Source organism: Terrimicrobium sacchariphilum (genome assembly GCF_001613545.1).
In the GTDB taxonomy this organism is placed as follows: domain Bacteria; phylum Verrucomicrobiota; class Verrucomicrobiia; order Chthoniobacterales; family Terrimicrobiaceae; genus Terrimicrobium; species Terrimicrobium sacchariphilum.
Genome location: NZ_BDCO01000002.1, coordinates 1,626,200 through 1,641,354, shown reverse-complemented (window position 1 = coordinate 1,641,354; position 15,155 = coordinate 1,626,200). Strand labels below are relative to the sequence as shown.

Sequence of the window (15,155 nt, the reverse complement as noted above, 5' to 3'; positions counted from 1 at the left end):
CAAAGTATCGGAGAATTTTTGTGCTGACAAGTGCGAATGCACAGCGATCTTTTCCTGCCGATGAAATTGTATATCAAACCGTGGTGCCCGTGGTGTGTGGAAGCCGTCTCCTGGCTGAAGGCGCGCGGGTACTCGTTTGAGTCGATCGACGTGCTTTCCAGCGAGGCCGCCTACACTCACATGCGTAAAATCTCCGGCCAGTCGCTCACTCCCACCCTGGAGATGCCCGATGGCAAGGTATTGCCCGATTTTGATGTGAGGCAGCTTGAGAAGTTCCTCCAGGCGAACAATATTCATCCGTAATGATTTCCAATCTCCTGCTGGTGGCTGGTGTGGGAGTCGCGAGCGTAGCTCTGCGCTCGTTCCAGCACCCCATTTTTACCCGGCTGGGCACCCTGGGCATCTTTGTCACCTCTTTCCTTGCCGGGTGGCTGCTCGGCGGCAGCATCGCCATGGGCATCGCTCTCGCGTTGAGCTGGCTGTTTCTGCCGTGGCTGGAGATCCTCACCCGCATCCGTCGCATGAGACTGCCGGTGGATCGCGTGATCGAGTCCCGACGCCCTCCGACGCGCACCGAATTTCCCAATCTCTCCGAGGTCTCCCAGGAAATCGAGGAGAGCGGATTTGAGTACATCGACGACCTGGGCTGGGATCACGATGCAACAAAGAACTACTACCGCGTCTTTGAGCATCCCGGAAAGCGCCTCCAGGCCGCAATCTGCCTCTCCGAGCAGGAAGACCTCGCTTTCTTTTACATCACCGTTACCGCGCGAACTTCCGACGGGCGGACAATTTCCACCTGGAACTACCCGTTCTCCTATGGCCTGAAACTGGAGCCCAAGACCAAGATCCAGCGATTTCTGGCCCCCGGGCCGTTTCGAAGCCTCCTGGCCTCGCAGGAACAGTTTCTCGACCGGGAGGGGTACCGGAGGGAGGAACTCGTTCTCGTTCCCCATGAGACGCTCATCGCGACTCTCCAGAGTGACATGCTGGGCCAGATCACCCACAATGTGGATGCAGGCCTCCTGCAGCGTGTGGAGGACAATCGCGTGCGCTACACCCCGAAAGGGATGTTCTTTCTCTGGTTTCAGTTCCTGCGCGACCTGCTGAGGCTCTCCTGAGCATCAGGCATTGCCAAAATCCTGAAATAGCTCGTCCTCGCGATAGGGCTTCCACCGTGGCCGACCGATGAAGTGCCCTTGCGCACATGAAATACCGATCGCCCGGAGCAGATTCATTTCCTCCTCGGTCTCCACAAACTCGGCCACCGTCGAGATGTCGAGATTCCTCGCGATGATCTGGAGCGCCTGCAGCACCGCCTGGTTGAATGGCTGCCTGGGAAGGTCGCGGACGAATGCGCCGTCGATCTTCATAAAGTCGATGGGCAGGGTCTTGAGGTAGGTAAGCGAGGAGAAGCCGGAACCAAAATCATCCAGTCCAAACTGGCATCCGAGCTTTTGCAGCCGGGTGATGGCCCCCGAGGCGTGCTGGAGATTGGGAATCAACTCATTCTCCGTGATCTCAAAGAGCACCCGGTCAGGCGAGATGCCCGAGTTGGCCAGCATGCTCTCGACAAACTCGCAGTAGGTTTCATCTCCGAAGAGCGATCCGGAGATATTGATGGAAACTGACAGGCCAGGAGTCGTCGCCAGGGCCTCAAAGGCTTTGGTAATGACAAAGCGGTCGAGTTTGGTCGTCTGTCCCGATCGCCGGACGGCGGACAAAAAAACGGCGGGATTGACCGGCTCCTCATGCCGCGGGTCCACATAGCGGAGCAGCACCTCGTGAAAAAGGATCCTTTTGCCCTCTACGGAATACACGGGTTGAAACCAGAGCTGAAGGGAGCCATCGCGCATGGCGGTCTTGATCCGAGACGACCAGTCGGTATCAGCTATGAGCTGGCTGATCTCGTTGGTCTCGGGACGGTGCACCTCGACGCGATTGCGGCCGCGCGCCTTGGCCGCGTAGCAGGCCGCATCGGCATTGGCCATCACCTCCGGCGGAGCAAGCAGGCCGTCGATCACCGCCACGCCGACCGACGCCCCCACGCGGAACGAACGGTCTCCCGAGGTATAGACGATCTCCTCGACCCGATCGACGATCGACTCAGCGATCTCGCAGGCCTTGGGCAGGTCGCAGGCTGGGAGGATGAGGACAAACTCGTCACCACCAAAACGCACAAGAACATCCGATCGTCGGGTGAGGCTTTTCAATACCTGGGCAACCTGAAGCAGGAGCTTGTCGCCAGCATCATGTCCGAGCGTGTCATTGATGATCTTGAAGTTGTCGAGATCGAGATAGAGCACGGCTCCGGGTTCTCCCGCGTTGGCCTTATCGATGGCCAGCGCCAGGGCCGGGTCGAGCTGGCTGCGGTTGCTCAACCGCGTGAGAGGATCATGCTGCGCGAGGAATTTGAGCTGATCCTCAAGCTGCTTCCTGCGGGCGATCTCCTTCACCGCCGCCTCGGCCACCGTCAGACGCACGTCGAGCAGGCCGGGATTGTAGGGCTTGCCGATGTAGTCATCCGCACCGGCGTCGAGGATCTCCCGCAAATCCTCCGGCCGGCTATTGCCTGTTCCCACGAGGATGTAAATGTAAGCTCCCTGCGACTGCGACCGCAGCTTGCGGCACAGCTCCAGCCCGCTCATGCCAGGAAGCTGGATATCGAGCGTGATAAGGGGAAAGTCCTCCTTCTCGAGCCGCTCGAGCGCGACCTCGGCGGATTCGCAACCGACCACCTCGTGTCCTCGCGAGTGTATGATTCGCTCCAGCAGCATCCGCGTGGGACGATCATCTTCGACGACGAGAACTTTACAGGCTTGCTGGGAAGAGGAGGAATCCACGCGTACGTCTGTTTCGGCAAGTGTTTCGCACCTGGAGCGCTCACGCAAGCCCTCACTGCCCGCTTGGAGATATTTAAGCGGCGGCCAGCCGGGCGTAGTCAAAATTGGGCAGGATATCGGCGGCGAGGTCGGAGTTGCCTCCCTGACGATGCGACGCGGCGTAGGCGATCATCAGCGCATTGTCAGTGCGCAAGGCCGGAGGAGCCATGCGCCATGCGATGCCCGCCGAACTGCAGGCGAGATCAAGCTTGGCCTGGAGCCGCGAGTTGCTGCTCACACCCCCACTCACAGCCAGGAGGGAACGCCCCTGGCGACGCACGGCTGCCAGCGCCTTGTGTACCAGCACGTCTATCACCGCCTCTTGAAACGAAGCGCAGATGTCCGGCAGATCGGCCGGCTCAAATCCCCGGTCGAGAAAGTACCGCACAGAGGTTTTCAACCCACTGAAACTGAAGGCAAAATCCCCCGACCCGAGCATGCTTCGCGGGAACTCGAAGCGATCGGGATTTCCCTTTCGTGCCAGCAGATCGATCTGGACTCCTCCCGGATACGGAAGGCCAAGAAGCTTGGCCACCTTGTCAAAAGCCTCCCCGGCAGCATCGTCAAGCGTGCGCCCCAGCAGCCGGTAATCGCCGTAGCCGGCCACATCGAGCAACATGGTATGCCCGCCACTCACGACCAGCCCGACATGTGGAGGGATCTCCGACAGCCCGAAAAATGGCGACAACATGTGGCCCTCGATATGATTGACGGCAAGAAAGGGCTTATTGACGCCCAACGCCAGGCCTTTTGCCGCCGAAACTCCCACCAGCAAAGCAGCGGCAAGGCCAGGGCCATTCGTGGCGGCAAAAGCGTCGATCTGATCGAGGCGCAGTCCCGCTTCAGCCCGGGCTTTCTCCACCAGAGAGGGAAGCAGGGAAAGATGATTGCGTGAAGCGACCTCGGGCACCACGCCGCCATAGGCCGCATGGATATCCGCCTGGCTGGCGATTTCATGGCTCAGGACATCCCCATGGTCGCGCAGGATCGCGACCGCGGTTTCGTCGCAGGAGGTTTCAATGGCGAGAACGATCACAATCCTTTGTCGGGCTTGGTGGATTTCTTCCGCTCCGCGTAGATCACGGAGCCTTGCAGCATGTCGACAGCGCGAGACAGCTGCGCGTCCTTGGTCAGCGACAGGGTCGGCTCCCCCGTGATGCTTTCGCGGCGCATTTTCCAAAGGTCATATTCCTGCTCGGGAGTCAGTGTCGCCTTGATCGTCGGCACCACCCCGACCTCGTGAATCACCGTGCCGCTCGGCGTGAAATACCGGGCGGTCGTCAGCCGGAGTGCCGAGCCATCCGGCAGTGAAACCACACTCTGCACGGAGCCTTTGCCGAAGGTCGTCTCTCCGATGACGACGGCACGATTCAGGTCACGCAAGGCGCCGGCCACGATCTCGGAACCGCTCGCGCTAGCGTAGTTTGTCAGGATGGCGAGCGGATATTTTCGCTGCGGTCCGAGAGCCGAGGATGTGCGGTACTCCCGCCCGGGCGAACGCCCCTCCGTATAGACGACCTTCGTATCGGGAGGGACAAACAATCCACAGACATCCACGGCACTGTTGAGGAGTCCTCCCGGATTATACCGCAGGTCGAGCACCAGCGCCTCCATGCCCTGCTTTTCCAGTTCATCCAGAGCCTTGGCGAGCTCGGTGGCGGTGGGTTCGGCAAATTTGGTAATGCGCACATACCCGATCTTGTGCCCCCCGGTCTGCTCAACGGGCAGGATCTGCGCGTTCTTCACGCTGCGCATCTTGATCGACACGCGAGTGAGTTCGTAATCCTTGATCTCCTTGGTGGTCGGGCGCTGGATCGTAAGAGTGATTTTCTCCCCGATGTCGCCCTTGAGCTTGTCGATGGCCTGGGAGATCGTGAGCTTGTCCGTGGCCTCACCATTGATTCGCAGGATGCGGTCACCCGGCAAGAGGCCGGCGCTGAAAGCAGGCGAATCCTCCATCGGATTGACAATGGTCAGCGAGCCGTCGTCGAGTGTGACCACGACCCCGAGCCCGCCAAACTCGCTCTTCGTATCCTCCTGCATCCCCTTGAAGTCCTCGGGGTCCATGAACTCGCTGTGCGGATCGAGCCGAGACAGCATCCCCTTGAGCGCCCCGTAGGTGAGGTCCTTGTAGGAGATCTTGCTGTCATTCACGTAATCCTGGCGAATGAGCTGCATGGCTCGCGCCAGCACCTGTACGCTTTCGTAGGGGGAATCCTCATCGGGGGCTGGAGTGGGGTTCGCCTTCTGGGCAAAGGCCGATCCCGTGAAAGCCACGAAAGACACGGCGCAAAGCAAACGATGCATGAGGGTCAAGGTATCACACTTCCGGACTTTGCAAAGGCGGCCGCGAGGCCAGCCACTCCCGGGTTCGTTGGTCGTAGACCTTCAAAAATCCCGCCTGCGGATTGCCCAACTCCGGCAGATAGCGATTTACCGCCGCCAGCACGGCTCCCGCCACCTTTTCGCGATCGAGGACGTGGCCCAGTTCCACCCGCAAAGAGGTCGCGCAGCCATGCAGTTCCGAAGGAAAGTCCTCGAGCGAGTGGTTCACGTTCAACCCGATGCCGACAACAGCAAATGGTCTAGGCCCGGAGCGAGCCTCGATCAGGATGCCGGCGACTTTGCCCCCATCTCCGTAAATGTCATTGGGTGGTTTGATTCGCCAGCGCGTGTCCCCCGTCACCTCGCGCAATCCGTCACTCACGGCCACCGCGATCATTGGTGTCAAATCCGTCACCGCAGGGCTCAACCCCTCCCGAACAAGAAAGGAAAACCAAAGGCCCAATCCCTCCGCCGAGTACCAGGGACGCTTGAACCGTCCCCTGCCCGCAGTCTGGGATTCCGCAAAAACAACGGTCCCCTCAGGCTCCCCGCTCTCCCCCATCCGAAGCAGCAAGTCATTTGTCGACGCAGTCTCGCGAAAAACAAGCACCCGCTTGCCCACACTCCCTGCCCCGGTCGCCGCCTGGATCAGATCAGGATCAAGCAGGGTCATCGATGATCTCCATCGACAAGTCTACCGCCCTGGCGGAGTGCGTCAACGCACCCACGGAGATGTAGTCCACCCCGGTGCTGGCAATCTCGGGCAATCGCTCGATCGTGATGCCACCGCTGGCCTCAAATTCCAGACCTTCCCGCCGCAGGGAAACCGCCTCGCGCATTTGGTCGGTCGTCATGTTATCGAGCAGGATAACATCGACACCGTCCATGGCGACAAAGGCTCGCACCTGGTCCAGCGTATCCGCCTCCAGCTCCACCCGGATGTCGGGATGAGCCTCCTTGAATCGGCGGATCGAGATGGCAAGGTCGTCCAGAGAGGCGCAGGCGGCGAGGTGATTGTCCTTCACCATCACCATGTCATAGAGACCGATGCGGTGATTCGTCCCGCCACCGGCCGCGACAGCCGCTTTTTCCAACAGCCTCCACCCCGGGGTGGTTTTGCGGGTGTCCAGGATGCACGTTTCCGTTCCTTGCACAGCCTGCACGTAACGGTAGGTGATCGTCGCAACGCCGGAAAGGCGCTGGAGAAAGTTTAACACTGTACGCTCCGCGGTCAAAAGCGAAGCCGCCCTGCCCCGGATCTCGAGAGCCGCAACTCCTTTCTCCAAGACCATGCCGTCGGGAAAAAGATGGATAAGCTCCAGCTCCGGGTCCACGCGGTGAAAGACCTCGCGGGCCACCTCCCCGCCAGCGAGGACACACTGCTCCCGGGCGACTACTCGGGCAGTGGCCAGGCGGGCCGGATCAGTGAAATACCGGGTTGTCAGGTCCCCGGTGCCGATATCCTCGCGAAGCGCTGCGTCGATGAGGTCAAACATTAACAGGAGTCTGGTGCGGTTCGAGACCGAGCAGACGACGCTGCCAGTTCATCAATGCCGCCGTATTCAAATCGAGCGAGGCAGCCTCCAAGGCGCCGCGCGGAGCGACGATGGAAGGCTCCAGACCGATCTCTGCCGCCACCTTGTCCCGAGTGCGGCGAAGGCTTTCAAATCTGTCCGTCTGCTCGCGAGTCGGGCGCCGACGGCGGGTCTTGGGAGGCACAGGCCACTCGTCCTCCGGGATATGGAGAGCAAGCGCGAGGACGACCTCAAAGCTTTTCCTGCGACGACTGCTCATGCGTGGTGTCGAGAACGGCTCCCCCTTCACCGCCTTCTCGGCGATGCGGACGAGGTCGTCATTACTCATCACATGAAATGGCGGTCGGTCCCACGACTTCGCCTCACCATCGCGCCAATACCAGAGCACGCGCAGCACGGACTGCGCCTGCGGACTCAGCGTTGCGCTGCCGGAGATGCGCCAGGCAGAGTTCTCGTCGCGCTCGCGAGGCTCGCGGGCGGCGGCCATCATGCGATCGCGGGATTCAACAAACCAATCCCACCTCTCCAGTCGGCGGAGTTCCGCCTCGAGGATCTGAGCAAGGGTCAGGAGATACTTTGTGTCGTTGACAGCGTATTCCAGCATCTGCCTGGAAAGCGGCCGGATCGCCCAGTTGGCCTTTTGCGAGGCCTTGGAAAGCTTGACGTCAAAGTGCTTGGCGACCAGGGCAGCAAGGCCCAGTTCGCGATAGCCGCAAAGCCGCGACGCGATCATCGTGTCAAAGACATCCGTCGCGCCAAACTGCCCGTAGCGATGCAGGAGCCGCATGTCGTAGTCGGCCCCATGGAATACCAACCGCTTCGGTGCCAGTGCGTCATATAGCGGCTGGAGGGAAAATCCCGCCAGGGGATCGACGAGGAAATCCTCGCCGTCCGCACTGATCTGGATGAGGCACAGCTTTTCAAAGTAGCTGTGCAGACTATCCGCCTCGGTATCGACGGCGATCTGCGGGAGGGGCGCAAGGCGATCGATCAGCGCCTGGAGTCCCGATGGATCTGAGATCAAGGTTCGGCGATAAATTTCTCGTGAACCGGCTCGTCGCCAGCGCGGCGGGCACGGGGCTCGCGAACCTGCGTGTTTCCCGAAGTGGGAACAGTCACGAAAGGTCCACCAGCCAGCGGCGCCACATCGGTGAACGCCACCTCTTCAGTTTCACTGGGTTTACCTTGAAGGGGGAAGTCCTTGCGAAGGGGATGGTACGGATATCCCTCCCACATAAGAATGCGAGTCAGGTTGGGATGCCCGTCAAACTTGATCCCCATCATGTCATAAGCCTCGCGCTCGTGCCAGTCGGCCGTCGGCCAAAGATCTACCACTGTAGGAGCGACTGGTTCCTCATCGCTTGCGAGAGGCGCCTTCAGACGGATGTGGGCACCCTTGCCGAGATTGCAAAGCTCGTAAACGATCTCAAACCGGGGCGAATCCCCGAAATTGTCGATGCTGGAAATGTCGATGAGGTAGTCAAACCCCTGCTCGTCTTTTAAATATCTGGCCGCGTCGTGAAGGGCCTCAATCTTGACCAGAAAGGTCTTCTCACCCCGGAAATCGGTTTCCGAGATGATCGAGTCGGCAAATTTGTCGCGGAAGGAGGTGGCGGGATCCTGCGAACTCATACGGTCTCCAATAGAGCGCGTTTCTGATCCTTGATAGCCGTTTCTGTCATAATCTTCTTCTGAAGCTTCATCAGGCCGTCGAGCAGAGCCTCAGGGCGGGGCGGACATCCGGAAATGTAGACGTCAACCGGGATGAGGTGGTCAATGCCCTGGAGAACCGCGTAGCTACGGTACATGCCGCCGCTGGAAGCACAGGCTCCCATGGCGATACACCACTTTGGCTCCGGCATCTGCTCCCAGATGCGCTGGACTGCGAGTGCCATTTTGTAGGTCACCGTGCCGGCAACGATCATCACGTCGCTCTGACGGGGCGAAAAACGCATCACTTCTGCTCCGAACCGGGAAATATCAAAGCGTGAGGACGAGGCGGCCATCAGTTCGATGGCGCAGCAGGCGAGTCCCATGGGCATCGGCCAGAGCGAGTTACCACGCATCCAATTGATGGCGGCGTCCAATTTCGTGAAAATCACGTTGCCCTCGATCTTCGAGTCGTAGGCGACGGGGTTATTCTGGCTCATGCAGTGAAGCTATTTTTAACAGCGCGAGCGGCAAGCGCAAAGTTGCGATTGTCCCTGCCCTCGCTTGTTTTTTCTGCGGTTTCATGGCACCCATGCAGGAAATGAGAGTCGGGTTTGAGGCCGGTTGGAAAATATCGGTTCTATTGTGCGCGGTTTCCGCCGTATTTACGGGATGTTCCACCAAGACTCCCCCGCCTCCATCCCCACCGGGCACAGCCGCCGTGATTCACATGCGCCCCGCGTCTCTGGCCAGCGCCACGACGACGGATGAAGGAGCACGTAGTTACGGAACCAGCGACCAAATGGCTGTCGTGCCCCCGGCCAATCCGAAGGGACCTGCTTACGTATCGACTCCCCGGGACTCCCGGCAGGACCAGATCATTTCACTCGTCCGCAACGGAGAACTGGCTGAGTCGAACCGCGGTGTCATGGTGTTTGCCAAGCTGGGAAAAGGCAAAAAGGAGCCGAGCGCCTCACTCTTTGAAGAGGCCATCGTCCTGAATCGTCTGCGGTCCAAGCTGAAGGCCATTCCGAACCTTCCAGAGTCTGTCTGCTCCGGCGCGACGGTGCGCGATTCCGGTGCATACCTGCGGTTGAGCCCCAGCATGAGCGCCTCGACCGTGGCGACAATCATCGACACGGCTCTCGACACGGGTGGCATCCGCTACGTCCAGGTCGATCTTTCGCGGATCGACGCGTAAGGCGTGCCGACTACAGCTTGAGCGATGCCTTGAGGGTCTCGGCCACGCTTTTGACGACCTTCACCCTGGCATACCACTTGTAGTTTGCCGGGATCACGATCCAGGGGGCGTTGGGTGTCGAAGTTTTCTCAAACATATCCTCCGCCGCAGCATTGTGATCGCTCCAGTGACGGCGATTGCGCCAATCCTCGTCACTGATCTTCCAGTGCTTGTAGGGATCGGCCTCGCGACGTTTGAAGCGATCGAGCTGCTCATCCTTGGTGATATGCAGGTAAAACTTGATGACGATGGAGCCGTCGTCCGTGAGCTGGCGCTCGAGTTCATTGATCTCGCCGTAGGCCCGCTTCCACTCCGCATCGGAGCAGAATTTTTCCACACGCTCGACCAGGACGCGTCCATACCAGGAACGATCAAAGATGGCGATCTGTCCGTAGGGAGGGAGCTTGTTCCAAAAGCGCCACATGTAGTGATGCTGGTACTCCTCGGGCGTCGGCTTGACGATCGAGTAAACGCGACAAAGACGCGGATCAAGACGCTCGACGACGCGCTTGATCGCGCCCCCCTTGCCTGCCGCATCCGGCCCTTCCATCACGATGACGACGTTCTTCTTCTGCTCGCGCAGGAGCAATTGCATATTGAGCAGCTCGAGCTGGTACTTCTTGAGCTGCTTTTTGTAGTCGTCCTGTTCGAGTGAACTGGACTGGTCGAGATCGTCGAGTTTTATGCGCTCTTTCGCCATGGCTGTGGTGATCCGGGGAATTATCGGTTGGGAGTAAAAAAGGAAAGCCCCCTCTTCAGGCTCGCATCATCCAGGTGAACTCCACGATCTGCTCGTGCGGGATGTAAAAGTAGTCTGGTGCGTAGCTCACGTTGCGGCTCAGGAAGCCAAACAGCGCCCTCCGCCAGCGCGCCAGGCGATTGCCGAAATACTCGACGATCAGTTCCCGCCCGAGGACATAAAAGGTTTCATTCCCCACCTTGGCGATTTCGCCATTACTCAACTCGTGAGCCCGTGCCATGATCTCGAGAGCATGAGGCTCCTGCATATATCCATGCATGGCGACGACATGCCAGAGCTTGTCGCTGATGCGATGGACCTCGACGCATCGCGGCATGTCGACATCGCTCTCCATCGCGTTGACGAGGCTCAGGAGCACGACCTGCCCACGCAGCGTGCCACCTCGCCGCAGCATCTCAAAAGCACGCGCCGCCGCATAGCGCGGCTGGCGATTGGAAGTGATAAAGACCATCTGCCCATGGCTGCCCGGCTCTGCTTCGATCACGCTGGCCAGTTCCAGGACGGAACCCCGGCTGGAGCGCATGTGATTGAGGATGATCGCCCGGCCACGATGCCAGGTGAGCATCACAGCCAGCAGCAGGCAGGCCACGACGACGGGAAAATATCCGCCATTGGGAAATTTCGTCAGGCACGAAAGCAGGAAGGGCACCTCGATCACCAGCAACACCACCGTGATGACCAGCGCGCGAACCAGAGGCCACCGCCAGCACCGCCTCATCACCAGAAAGAGGGAGAGAGTGGTGATGACCATCGTGCCCACCACCGCAAGTCCATAGGCGGCAGCAAGGTTATCACTGGAGCGAAAGGTGAGAACGAGCAGGATGCAGGTCAACCCGAGCAGCCAGTTTGTCGAGGGCACATAAACCTGTCCTCGCTCCTGACGGCTGGTGTGCATGATGAGAAACTTGGGAATGAAATTCAGCTCCTGCGCCTGCGCGGTGAGCGAGAATACCCCGGAGATGAGAGCCTGCGATGCGACTACGGTTGCCACGGTCGCCAATGCCACGAGCAACGCCGTCGGCCAGCCTTGAGCCACCATGAGGAAGAAGGGATTATTCGTCTGGAAATACTCCGGTCGCTCCAGAGCGAGCGATGCCTGACCGAGATAATTGAGCAGCAGCCCCGGCAAGGCCACGCCGTGCCATGCAAGCGAGATCGCCTTGCGGCTGAAATGCCCCATGTCCGCGTACAAGGCCTCCACCCCGGTCACAGCCAGGACGACAGCCCCCATGAGCGTGAGCGTCTGCCACCCCGCCTCGCGGACCACACCGAGGGCATACAGCGGATTCAGCGCCACCAACACCTCGGGATTGCGAATGATCCAGTAAAGGCCGATCGAGCCGATCGTCACAAACCAGGCCAGCATGACCCAGCCAAAGACAAACCCGAGCCGTCCCGTGCCAAGCCGCTGCACGGAGAAAAGCAGGAGCAGGATGGCCACCGTGGCCGGCACGACCAGTCTCTTGAAATCCGGGTTCACCGCCTCCAATCCCTCCAGCGCACTCAGCACTGAGATTGCGGGAGTGATCGTGCCATCACCAAATAGCAGGGCGGCGCCAAAAAGCAGGAGCAGGATATAGAAGGGCAGTCTCAATGTGTCGCTACGGCTGTCCTTGGACCGCAGTAAGGCAAGCAGGGCAAACACCCCTCCCTCCTTGTGGTAATCCGCCCGCATGACGAGGAATACGTACTTGAGCGTGACGATGAGCAGCAGGCTCCAGACGATGAGAGACGCCACCCCAAGGACCTCGACCTTGCTGATCGGAGAGACCGCGCCAAGGGCGGTCTCAAAGGTATAAAGAGGACTCGTCCCGATGTCTCCGAAGACGACACCGAGGGCGGCTAGCGCCAATGGCAGCTTTCTTTGGGCGGAATCGGCTGGCACGCCGCCGCTTTAACCGTTTGCGCGCCGACTATGAAGATTTTTTACTGCAAACCACAAAAAAAAGCGGACGCAGAGAGCCTGCGTCCGCTTTTTAAAAGATGATAAGGGGGGATTTTTAGCTGACGTGAGCGTTGACCAGCTTGGTCATCTCAAACATCGTCACCTGCTTCTTGCCGCCAAACACCGCCTTCAGGGCGTCGTCAGCGTTGATGAGGGTCTTCTTCTTCTCGTCCTGCAGACCGTTCTTCTTGATGTAGTCCCAGATCTTCTTGGTGAGTTCCGTACGGGGAAGGGGCGTCGAGCCGACGACCTTCGCGAGGACTTCATCCGGCTGAACGGGTTTTGCAAGGGCGGAATTTGCTTTCGTGGGTTTCTTGGTGGTTGCCATACGTCCGGCGGATTCTCTCAGTGTTTCCCTCGACAGGCAAATCAGAATTACAGGTCGTTTTTTGAGGCAAAATCGCGTCCCGGCAGGGGCTTGCAGCGTAAGCAATTCTCGACGTGGCAACTCGCACACACATCCTGGAACGCACGACGCATGTGCCTCGACCGCTGGCGGAGGTTTTCCCCTTCTTTGCCAACGCTCGCAATCTGGAGCGGATCACCCCCCCCGGCATGGGCTTTCGCATCGCCAGCGCGCACCCACTCGACATGAAACGCAACCTCATGATTGACTATCAGTTACGCATTGCTGGCATCCCGCTCCGCTGGCGTAGCCAGATCGCAGAATGGGACCCTCCCCACAGTTTTACAGATGTGCAAGTCACGGGACCGTATGCCGAGTGGGTCCATCGGCATGAGTTCCACGCTGAGGGAGAACACACGATCATGTGCGACGTTGTCCGCTATAGCCTCCCTTTTGGCGTCTTGGGAAATCTCGCTCTTCCCTTTGTGAAACGGCAACTCCGGGATATCTTTGACTATCGCGAGCTCGCGATCCGATGCCTCTTCAGCCAGCCAACACCCTCCCAATAGTCATGGATGTCGATGTGGCCATCCTCGGGGCGGGCCTGGCGGCAGGAGCAGCGATAGAGCCATTGCGTGCGGCTGGCCTTACCCTCGCTGTGCTGGACAAGAGCCGTGGCGTCGGAGGGCGCACCGCCACACGAAGGATCGCCGGCATCCCGGTCGATCATGGCGCACAGTTCTTTACAGTGCGTTCGGCAGATTTTGCAGAAACCGTTCGCCGATGGATTTCAGAAGGCACATGTTTCGAGTGGTGCTCCGGTTTTCACCGTTTCGAAGACGGTGCCGTCTCTTCTCCCCGGGACGACGAAATCCACTCGCGCTACGCCTGCCCGCGAGGCATGACGTCGCTGGCAAAGGACTGTTTTCGCTCGGTGAATGTGCTGCACGACCATCTCGTCACCTCGATCAGGATGGATGCCAACGACTTCCTCACCGAATGCGAAAACGGCCAGATCATCCGATCAAAGGCCATCCTTTCCACCCTGCCTTTTCCTCAGGGGCAGAAGCTCCTTGGGAGCTTCTTCGACGAGCCCAATCGCTTCGCTCTGGAGTTCATACGCGTTGATCCTTGCCTGGCAGCCATCGTGGAGCTGAAGGGAGCCTCTCCGGAATGGAAAGGCATCCAGACGTCCCAAGATGATGTCCTCACCTGGCTCGGTGCGGATTTCAGTAAACGGACACCTGCTCCCCTCCGGCGATTTGTCGTCCTTCACGGCTCCTCGGCTTTTAGCCAGGAACATCTGGAGGGCGATCTCTCTGCCGCCGGCCGACTCATGCTGGAACATGCTGGGAGAATCTGTCCGACCCTGAGAGAGGCCGACCTGGTACAGGTCCATCGGTGGCGTTACGCCAAGGTCTCCCAACCTCTCTCCGATATCCCCTACTGGAGATTCCTTAACTCTGCCCCGCTCTACATGGCGGGCGATGCATTCGGACGTGGCAACGTGGAATCCGCCTGGCTGTCCGGAGCCACAGCGGGCGTTCAACTGGCCCGCGAGCTTCAATCCGCCGGCGCGGTCCGACTCGGCACGACGCGACGAGGCAGCGACTCGCCATCCACCCAGTAACCTTCCACGAGCAGACGGAAGGGAGTTTGTGGCACGCCCCGCTCGTTGCGATTGTACATATCGACGAGATAGTCCACGGCGGTGCGCCCGACCAACTTGCCATTCTGATGGACCCCGGCAAGCTCTCCTCCCTCAGCGGGAGCCGCCAGCGAGGCGTGGCCACACATATCCGGCCCCACCCCTAATGCCCTCAAGGCATTTGGCACATCATTATCCAAGTATATGATCGCGTCGGGCTGGTTGTTGCGAAACCACTTGGCAAATTCCTTGGCATAGCTGCGCCGGGAAGCTGCTTTCCCATAGCTGTACTCAAAAATGGGCAGTGGCTTACGGTCGCCGAGGCGATGCTCGGCAAGGTAGCCGGAGGAAAAATTGTGATCCGTACGCACCTCGATCTCGTCCAGCGTGACAAGTCCGATCCGTCGATAACCGTAACGTCGCACGGTTCGCACAGCGAGCCGCGCCGCTCGATATTGGGCGTTCGTGACCAGGTGCAGGCGGGGATGCGTCAGGCTGAACCCAAAGGAAAGAGCGCAGTAATTCTCCCAATCCATCCTCATATGAGCCACCTGCCGCGGCTGCGGTGGCAGCAAGATGCAGGAGATGCCTCGCGCCTTGAGAATATTGGAAATCCTCGTCAGCGACATGTCGGAGGAGGAGAACTCCTCAATATGATACCCCAGTTCCTCACATCGCTCTCGCGCACCCGCCCAATATTCGGGAAACACCTTGCTCGAGGGTTTGGCGCCCGATTTTTTCAGGTTGTCCAACCAGGCGATCGTCCCCTGGAAATACGGCATCTGCACCTTCTTCCGGTAAACCGTCAACGCCGAGAGCATAGG

General features: G+C 59.5%; 17 protein-coding genes. 5 read left to right on the top strand and 12 right to left on the bottom strand.

All coding sequences use genetic code 11. From position 1 onward, the window contains the following. Positions 1–60 precede the first annotated feature (60 nt). On the top strand, positions 61–303 hold the full coding sequence (locus TSACC_RS07755; protein ID WP_075080624.1) for a glutaredoxin family protein: 243 nt from the start codon (positions 61–63) through the stop codon (positions 301–303). Then, complete coding sequence (locus TSACC_RS07750; protein ID WP_075078780.1) at positions 303–1,121, top strand: hypothetical protein; 819 nt, start codon at positions 303–305, stop codon at positions 1,119–1,121. The genes TSACC_RS07755 and TSACC_RS07750 overlap by 1 nt, the downstream gene beginning before the upstream one ends. A 3-nt stretch (positions 1,122–1,124) precedes the next feature. Here the strand turns inward: TSACC_RS07750 and TSACC_RS07745 are convergent, their stop codons facing one another. The 8 genes from TSACC_RS07745 to nuoB form a co-directional block, all read right to left on the bottom strand. Further along, the gene (locus TSACC_RS07745) at positions 1,125–2,843 is read right to left on the bottom strand and encodes a two-component system response regulator (protein WP_075078779.1); all 1,719 of its coding nucleotides are present in this window, start codon (positions 2,841–2,843) and stop codon (positions 1,125–1,127) included. Positions 2,844–2,916: 73 nt separating this feature from the next. Then, positions 2,917–3,918: a tRNA (adenosine(37)-N6)-threonylcarbamoyltransferase complex transferase subunit TsaD gene (tsaD, locus tag TSACC_RS07740; RefSeq protein ID WP_084400295.1), complete on the bottom strand. Its 1,002-nt coding sequence runs from the start codon at positions 3,916–3,918 to the stop codon at positions 2,917–2,919. Then, complete coding sequence (locus TSACC_RS07735) at positions 3,915–5,189, bottom strand: S41 family peptidase (protein ID WP_075078778.1); 1,275 nt, start codon at positions 5,187–5,189, stop codon at positions 3,915–3,917. Before TSACC_RS07735 ends, tsaD begins: the two co-directional genes overlap by 4 nt. 13 nt (positions 5,190–5,202) lie before the next feature. Next, positions 5,203–5,880 carry a biotin--[acetyl-CoA-carboxylase] ligase gene (locus tag TSACC_RS07730; RefSeq protein WP_075078777.1) on the bottom strand — a complete coding sequence of 226 codons (678 nt, stop codon included), beginning with the start codon at positions 5,878–5,880 and terminating at the stop codon, positions 5,203–5,205. Next, positions 5,867–6,703, bottom strand: coding sequence for a carboxylating nicotinate-nucleotide diphosphorylase (gene nadC, locus TSACC_RS07725; protein ID WP_075078776.1), 837 nt, complete (start codon positions 6,701–6,703; stop codon positions 5,867–5,869). The genes TSACC_RS07730 and nadC overlap by 14 nt, the downstream gene beginning before the upstream one ends. Next, positions 6,696–7,766 carry a ribonuclease D gene (locus TSACC_RS07720; RefSeq protein WP_075078775.1) on the bottom strand — a complete coding sequence of 357 codons (1,071 nt, stop codon included), beginning with the start codon at positions 7,764–7,766 and terminating at the stop codon, positions 6,696–6,698. Before TSACC_RS07720 ends, nadC begins: the two co-directional genes overlap by 8 nt. Next, the gene (locus TSACC_RS07715; protein WP_075078774.1) at positions 7,763–8,374 is read right to left on the bottom strand and encodes an NADH-quinone oxidoreductase subunit C; all 612 of its coding nucleotides are present in this window, start codon (positions 8,372–8,374) and stop codon (positions 7,763–7,765) included. The genes TSACC_RS07720 and TSACC_RS07715 overlap by 4 nt, the downstream gene beginning before the upstream one ends. Beyond that, a complete protein-coding gene (gene nuoB, locus TSACC_RS07710; RefSeq protein ID WP_075078773.1) occupies positions 8,371–8,892 on the bottom strand; it encodes an NADH-quinone oxidoreductase subunit NuoB in 522 nt (173 codons plus the stop codon). Before nuoB ends, TSACC_RS07715 begins: the two co-directional genes overlap by 4 nt. A 230-nt stretch (positions 8,893–9,122) precedes the next feature. On the opposite strand from nuoB, the gene TSACC_RS07705 reads away from it, so the two are divergent. Beyond that, on the top strand, positions 9,123–9,593 hold the full coding sequence (locus tag TSACC_RS07705; RefSeq protein WP_153811330.1) for a hypothetical protein: 471 nt from the start codon (positions 9,123–9,125) through the stop codon (positions 9,591–9,593). A gap of 10 nt (positions 9,594–9,603) precedes the next feature. On the opposite strand, the gene TSACC_RS07700 is transcribed toward TSACC_RS07705, so the two are convergent. The 3 genes from TSACC_RS07700 to TSACC_RS07690 form a co-directional block, all read right to left on the bottom strand. Then, entirely contained in the window at positions 9,604–10,332 is a 729-nt protein-coding gene (locus TSACC_RS07700; RefSeq protein WP_075078771.1) for a polyphosphate kinase 2 family protein, read from the bottom strand. 55 nt (positions 10,333–10,387) lie between these two features. After that, entirely contained in the window at positions 10,388–12,277 is a 1,890-nt protein-coding gene (locus tag TSACC_RS07695) for a KUP/HAK/KT family potassium transporter (protein ID WP_075078770.1), read from the bottom strand. A gap of 115 nt (positions 12,278–12,392) precedes the next feature. Further along, positions 12,393–12,665: an SWIB/MDM2 domain-containing protein gene (locus TSACC_RS07690; protein WP_075078769.1), complete on the bottom strand. Its 273-nt coding sequence runs from the start codon at positions 12,663–12,665 to the stop codon at positions 12,393–12,395. Between the two features lie 113 nt (positions 12,666–12,778). On the opposite strand from TSACC_RS07690, the gene TSACC_RS07685 reads away from it, so the two are divergent. Both TSACC_RS07685 and TSACC_RS07680 read left to right on the top strand, forming a co-directional pair. Then, positions 12,779–13,252 carry an SRPBCC family protein gene (locus tag TSACC_RS07685; RefSeq protein WP_101927830.1) on the top strand — a complete coding sequence of 158 codons (474 nt, stop codon included), beginning with the start codon at positions 12,779–12,781 and terminating at the stop codon, positions 13,250–13,252. Further along, positions 13,219–14,313: an NAD(P)/FAD-dependent oxidoreductase gene (locus TSACC_RS07680; RefSeq protein ID WP_084400294.1), complete on the top strand. Its 1,095-nt coding sequence runs from the start codon at positions 13,219–13,221 to the stop codon at positions 14,311–14,313. Before TSACC_RS07685 ends, TSACC_RS07680 begins: the two co-directional genes overlap by 34 nt. Here TSACC_RS07680 and TSACC_RS07675 read toward each other — a convergent pair. Continuing rightward, positions 14,247–15,152: a LacI family DNA-binding transcriptional regulator gene (locus TSACC_RS07675; RefSeq protein WP_237763919.1), complete on the bottom strand. Its 906-nt coding sequence runs from the start codon at positions 15,150–15,152 to the stop codon at positions 14,247–14,249. The two genes, TSACC_RS07680 and TSACC_RS07675, sit on opposite strands and share 67 nt — an antisense overlap. Positions 15,153–15,155: the final 3 nt, after the last annotated feature.